The 5,974-nt window shown below is 70.0% G+C and carries 4 protein-coding genes; 3 read left to right on the forward strand and 1 reads right to left on the reverse strand.

Translation table 11 applies throughout. The features are described from left to right. Together GRC12_RS41025 and GRC12_RS41030 are read left to right on the forward strand one after the other, a co-directional pair. The coding region (locus GRC12_RS41025) for an Ig domain-containing protein (RefSeq protein ID WP_208785540.1) at positions 1-925 on the forward strand (925 nt) is incomplete at its 5' end. Between the two features lie 339 nt (positions 926-1,264). After that, positions 1,265-3,583 (forward strand): protein kinase domain-containing protein, encoded by a 2,319-nt coding sequence (locus tag GRC12_RS41030; protein ID WP_208785541.1) that lies wholly within the window; start codon positions 1,265-1,267, stop codon positions 3,581-3,583. A 60-nt stretch (positions 3,584-3,643) separates the two neighbouring features. Here the strand turns inward: GRC12_RS41030 and GRC12_RS41035 are convergent, their stop codons facing one another. Beyond that, entirely contained in the window at positions 3,644-5,065 is a 1,422-nt protein-coding gene (locus GRC12_RS41035) for an amino acid permease (RefSeq protein ID WP_244374547.1), read from the reverse strand. 190 nt (positions 5,066-5,255) lie between these two features. Between GRC12_RS41035 and GRC12_RS41040 the strand changes: the two genes are divergently transcribed. Beyond that, positions 5,256-5,951 carry a FadR/GntR family transcriptional regulator gene (locus tag GRC12_RS41040; RefSeq protein ID WP_208785543.1) on the forward strand — a complete coding sequence of 232 codons (696 nt, stop codon included), beginning with the start codon at positions 5,256-5,258 and terminating at the stop codon, positions 5,949-5,951. Positions 5,952-5,974: the final 23 nt, after the last annotated feature.

Below are 5,974 nucleotides of genomic sequence, written 5' to 3' on the forward strand. Positions count from 1 at the left end.
CCCCTACGCCCACCCCGCCGCGCTCAACGACGTGACCTCCGGCGAGAACGGCTTCTGCGACGACGACACCGCGTACTTCTGCACTGCGGCGACGGGATACGACGGCCCCACCGGGCTCGGCACGCCGGCCGGCGTGTCCGCGCTCTCCGGCACGGTGACCACCGACGGCACCACCGTCACCGTGACCGTGCCCCCCGACCAGAACACCCGCACCGGCAGTCCCGTCTCCCTCCAGGCACAGGGCAGCGACTCCGTCCCGGGGCGCACCCTCACCTACACCGCCTCGGGACTGCCTCCCGGAGTGTCGCTCAACCCCACGACGGGCCTGATCTCCGGCACACCCACCACCTGGGGCACCTGGGGCGTCACCGTCACGGCGCAGGACTCCGCCGGAGCGTTCGGCGCCGCCTCCTTCACCTGGCGGATCACCACCGCCGAAGGGTGCTACCCGGGCCAGATACTCGGCAATCCCGGCTTCGAACTGCCCGACTACCCACCCTGGACCGGGCAGTCACCCTGGTTCCTCACCGACACCACCACCGACATCCCCGCCCGCTCGGGCCACTACCTCAGCCTGTACGACCACCTGGCCGCCTCCCAGAAGGCCCGCACCCTGCGTCAGACCGTCGCCATCCCCAGCGGCTGCCCAACCGTCAGCCTCAGCTACTGGCTTCGGCCCGTCACCGAGCTCACCCCGACCGACGCCGCCAAAGACACCCTGCAGGTCCGCGTCCTGGACCAGGCCGGGACCGTCCTCGCCACCCTGGCCACCTACTCCAACAAAGACGCCACCCAGACCTACCGGCAGCACACCCACGACCTGTCGGCATACGCCGGAAGGACCGTGACCCTCGCCTACACGGTCACCTCCAAAGCCGCGGCGACCGACTTCGCCCTGGACGACACCACCCTGACGGTGCACTGAAAAGCCGCGCCGCGGCGAGCACCGTCGCCGGAGCAGGTGAGCTTCAACACATCGGAGGTCTTTGTCGTATACAGGCATCACACAGCATCGCTGTTGCGTATCGCGCACTGTTCCCGCAGTACAGGCACGTGTCACCGACGACATGACGTCCCGTCAAATCGGCCTGCTCGAAGGGGAGAAGGGGCTGGTCAGCTACTTCCGAGTAGCGGAGAGCGGCTGTCGAGATGAACCTCAGCCGTCACTCCAGCCTCTACTGTGTTGCCAGACCCCTTGCGGGCCTCTCCCCCACCAGCGGGCGGGACTCCCGTCTGCCACCACCAAGAACAGGCAGCCGCGGGTATGAAGCCACTGCGCCCAGAAGATCCCGAACAGCTGGGCCCCTACCGCCTGGTGGCCCGGCTCGGAGCGGGCGGTATGGGCCGCGTCTATCTGGCCACGTCGCCGGCCGGCCACGCCGTCGCGGTCAAGGTCATCCGCCCCGAGATGGCGGAGGACAAGAACTTCCGCATCCGTTTCCGGCGCGAGGTGGCGGCCGCGGCGGCTGTCGGCGGCACCTACACCGCATCCGTGGTGGACGCCGCTCCGGACGCGGAAACACCGTGGCTCGCCACCACCTACATCCCCGGCCCCACCTTGGCCGAGGCGATCGCCGAACACGGGCCGCTACCGGTGGAGACGGTTCTCGTGCTCGGCGCCGGCATGGCAGAGGCGCTCAGCGCGGTGCACGCCCAGGGCCTGGTGCACCGTGACCTCAAACCCTCCAACGTGCTGCTCGCCGCCGACGGACCACGTGTCATCGACTTCGGCATCGTCCGCGCCCGCGACGGCTACCAACTCACCGCCACCGGAGGCGTGTTCGGCTCCCTGGAGTACATGTGCCCGGAACAGGCGACCGGAGATCCGATGGGAGCGGAGGGCGACGTCTTCTGTCTCGGCTCGGTACTGGCCTTCGCCGCGTGCGGGCGCCCGCCGTTCAGCGGCGCCGCAGCTGCGACGCTCCTTTACCAGGTGGTCCACGGCTGGCCCGACCTGACCGGCGTGCCCGAACCGCTCGAGAAGATCATCGGGCTCTGCCTGGCCAAGGATCCCGCCCTGCGCATCACACCCGACCGACTCTCCGCGGCGTGCGCTCCGGGCGGCGTCGAACAACTGCTGACCGAGGCCTGGCTGCCCGCTCCGGTCGCGGCGACCGTGGCTCGGTATCAGGCCGCCGCCGAGGATCTCGTACCGGCACCGGCCGCCGCGCCGATCACCACCGACAGTCCCGGCACCCCCGATGCTCTCGAGAGCGAGACCGGGGCGAACGGCGCCCGCACACTCGGAGCTGACCCCGGCTGCCGCGGCGGTGAAGCACATGACCGCGCAGAGTCCCACGTCGCCCTCGCACGCCGGGCGGATGCGGACTTCCTCCGCCCGACGACACCGGAGGCGTCCGGCCCGCCCGAGAAGCCGGCCCCGGCCTCGCCTTCCCGTGCGCACCGTCGCTCCTCCACCCACTCCGGTCTCTCCCGGCGCTCGATGCTCGCCGCCGCGGGCCTGGCGGTGGCCGGAGGGGCCACCGCACTCGTCGCCGTGCGAAGGAAGCCCCGTACCCGCTCCGCGTCTTCCATCGTCTCCGCTCCCGAGCCGAACTGGGTCTACGCCAGCGCCCCGTTGCTGCAGACCCCGGCGGTCTTCAACGACGGCACCGCCCTGCTCAAGGCCCGCCCGGGCACCGTGATCTGCCTCGACCTCGACAACGGCTCCCACCCCAAGTGGATCTACCAGGGCATCAGCCTCTCGCCCACACCCGTCCTGCTGACCGACGGCGCGGCCGTCGCGCTCGGCACGGGCGCCACCGTGATCGGCGTGGATCCGACCAGCGGGACCGAGCGGTTCACCCTCGACTTCGGCACGGACTTCCAGTTCGACCAACTGCTCGGCGCCTACGAAGGCTCCACCCTCTCCGTACTCGGCGCTCGGCTGGAACGCCAGTCGACGGAACAGGGCGTCGCGACCTCCACCGACGCCGTCTTCGCAGTCGACCTCCAGGCCCGCCAGGCCGAGGTCATACCGATCAGCCCGGAAGACGTCGGCATCCCCCTTCAGCCGGTCGTCACCTCCGACTACTTCGTGTACGCCGACGGCCTGCGCAACGTCTCCGTCCGCAGCACCCGCGACGCCGGCACCCTGCTGTGGCGGCACCCGGTCGGCTACGACCTGCGGCCGGGTATCGCCGTACTCGGCCAGACCGTCTTCGCCATCGGCTCCGAGCTCATCGCCCTGGAGCTCGGTACCGGCAGGCTCCGCTGGCGCGCGAAACCCGAGCACGGCTTGTTCACCTCCCTCGGAACGGGCGACGACACCGTCTACGTCATCGGCAACGACCCCCACGGCGTCTACGCCTTCAACGCGGCGAACGGCTCACGGCGCTGGTTCTGCGCGACGCCCCAACTCGACGGCGACCATTCCATCGCGGTCGGATCGAAGGCCGTGTATGCCGCCGCCCTCGAGAACAAGAAAGGTTTCTTCGCCATCGACGCCGCCACCGGCCGCCTGCGGTGGAACTTCACGGACGGCCGGGACACCGGCGTCAACGGCTGGCAGATCTCCTGCGACCGAGCCGGCCACCTGGTGGCTCACCACTACGACCGCGTCTACGGCCTGCCGAGCGCCTGACAGCGGCGTCGGCCCCGGGTACGGTGCCCGCCGTACCCGGGGCCGACGCGCAGACGGTTGCTAGGGCGACGTGACCAGCTCGTCCCGCTTGCGGCTGATCCGCTGCCGGACCAGTGCGAAGGCCACCACGCCGAGCGCCACCAGCGTGGACAGGACCACCTGGTCGCGTCCGCCGCCATCCGCCGTGTCGGTCAGCATGTACCCCAGAACGAAGGTGATCAGGGCGATCGTGGCCCAGGTCAGATAGGGGTAGAGCCACATCCGCACGACGAGCTTCTCCGGCGACTCCCGCTGGATGATCTTGCGCATGCGCAGCTGCGAGAAACAGATCACCAGCCAGACGAACAGCGCGATCGCGCCGGAGGAGTTGAGCAGGAACTGGAAGACGGTGTCGGGCCACAGGTAGTTGAAGGCGACCGCGACGAAGCCGAAGACCACCGAGGCCAGGATCGCCGTGCGCGGCACACCGCGCTGGGTGGTGCGGGCGAAGGAGGCCGGGGCGTCGGTGCGCCCGCCGAGCGAGAAGGCCATGCGGGAGGCGGTGTACAGGCCGGAGTTGAGACAGGACAGCACCGAGGTCAGCACGATCGCGTTCATGATCTGGGCGGCGTGCGGGATGCCGATGGAGCTGAGTGCGGCGACGTAGGAACCGTCCTTGAGGATCGCCGGGTCGTCCCAGCGCAGCAGCGACACCACGACGAGGATCGAGCCCAGGTAGAACACCGCGATGCGCCAGATCACGCTGTTGGTGGCCTTGGTGACCGCGCCCCGCGGGTCCTGGGACTCGCCGGCCGCGAGCGTGACGATCTCGCTGCCCATGAAGGAGAAGACCACCATCAGGACGCCGGTGAGGATCGCGCCCGGTCCGTGCGGCAGGAATCCGCCGTGCGCGGTGAGGTAGGAGAAGCCGGACGCCGGGTGGTCCGAGCCGGGCAGCAGGCCGAAGATGGCGAGGCCGCCGAGCACGATGAACGCGGCGATGGCGACGACCTTGATGCCCGCGAACCAGAACTCGAACTCGCCGTAGGAGCTGACCGAGGCGAGGTTGGAGGCCGTCAGGACGACCATGACGATCAGGGCCCAGCCCCACTGAGGGACGGCGGGCACCCAGCCGGCCAGGATCTTGGCCCCGGCGGTCGCCTCCACGGCGAGCACCACGACCCAGAAGAACCAGTACAGCCAGCCGATGGTGAAGCCGGCCCAGCGGCCCAGCGCCCGGTCGGCGTAGGCGGAGAAGGAGCCGGACGTCGGGTTGGCCGCTGCCATCTCGCCCAGCATGCGCATCACGAGGACGACGAGGACGCCGACGAGCGCGTACGAGACGAGGATGCCGGGGCCGGCGGCGGCGATGCCGGAGCCGGAGCCGACGAAGAGACCGGCGCCGATGACACCGCCGATGGCGATCATCGACAGGTGCCGGTTCTTGAGCCCCGGCTTCAGGCCGGGTTCGGTGGGCGGACTCTGGGTGAGCGTTGAGGTCATCGCGACATCCATGAGAGGAGTGGGGACGGTGACCGGGAAATTAGTTCAGTACGATCCAAAAGAACAAGACTTGTTTAACTGTTCATCGTGCTCTATTTTACGGGCAACGCGGAGCCGCTACGTCCGTAGGAGCCCCATGCACATCTCACGCGGGCCGTGACCCCGCTCAGCAGGCGGTTAAGGTGACGTCGTGGCCAAGACAGCGGGGAAGTTCGTCTCCGGGGTGCTCGACGTCCGCGCCCTGCCCGGCAGGGGACAGACCGGATCGGAACTCGTCCGCTCACGGATCGCCCTGCGGGTGCGCCTGAGGTCCGAGACACCGGGAGACCGGCTGCCCGACGTCGGCGTCCTGGCCGAGGAACTCGGCATCGGTGAGATCACCGTCCGCCGGGCCCTGGAGGGCATGTGCCAGGACGGTCTGCTGGACCGTCGGCGCGGCAGGGCCGGCGGAACCTTCGTCGCCCAGGACTGGGACACCGTCGTGGCCGTGATGCACGACCCCGACGAGGCGGCCTCACTGGACGCCGTCCACGCGCTGCTGGAATGCGGTCTCGTCTCCCACGCCGTGGGCGAGGTGCCGCAGGACAGGCTCGACGGACTGCGGGCGCTGACCGACGAACTGGACCGCACCGACGCACCGGACCGGTTGCTCGAACTGGAGACCCGCTTCCACCTCGACCTGGCCGAGGCCCTCGGGGGCCCCGGCATCCGCGAGTTCGCCGCCGACCTGCTCGGCCGCCAGTGCCTGCTGCTGCCCGTCCCGACCCCCGAGGTCGTACGGGCACGCAACCGCCACCACTGCGACCTGCTCGACGAACTCGCCCGCGGCGCCATGGCCCCCGCGGTGGCCGCGGTCAAGGCCCACCGCGACGCCGGAACGACCTGAGGCCCGCCAAGCCCCCGCCACCG

The sequence above is a fragment of the Streptomyces griseorubiginosus genome, assembly GCF_017614965.1.
Lineage (GTDB): Bacteria > Actinomycetota > Actinomycetes > Streptomycetales > Streptomycetaceae > Streptomyces > Streptomyces griseorubiginosus_B.